The sequence below is a fragment of the Pseudomonas sp. K5002 genome (genome assembly GCF_013386655.1).
Classification (GTDB): domain Bacteria; phylum Pseudomonadota; class Gammaproteobacteria; order Pseudomonadales; family Pseudomonadaceae; genus Aquipseudomonas.
Genome location: NZ_JACARK010001652.1, coordinates 1 through 394 on the forward strand (window position 1 = coordinate 1; position 394 = coordinate 394).

At 66.2% G+C, this 394-nt stretch carries 1 protein-coding gene; it reads right to left on the reverse strand.

What is annotated here, in order from left to right; translation table 11 throughout:
• Positions 1–394 (reverse strand): FAD-dependent oxidoreductase (locus tag HX846_RS38510; RefSeq protein ID WP_178967615.1); only part of this gene is annotated, 394 nt, incomplete at both ends.

Here is a 394-nt window from a genome sequence, read left to right on the forward strand (position 1 = left end):
CCAGGCGTGGCGGGGCGACGTAGCCCTCGGCGCACACCACTGTGGCCAACGCCTGGCTTTGCGCCGTTTGCGGCAGGCGAGTGATTTGCCCGCGGATGCGCTTGAGGGGCAAGTCAGCGCTGAAGGAAAACCGCTTGATCTCGGCGGCGCCGGCCAGCACGACCACACTGGCTTGAGCCAGAACCGTATCGCCCTGCAACGCCTGCCACTGACTGTCGACCTGCTTGAGCTCAAGGGCGTCGTGGTGCTGGAGCACTTCGATCAGCGGGTGCCTGGCTTGCCATTCGCACAGCGCCGGCGGGTGAACCCAGCCGCCTTCGGGGAAGAACAAGCCGCCGTGCTCCAGCGTTATCCCGGCGCGCGCCTGTGCCTGCTCTTTATCCAGCAGGTGCAA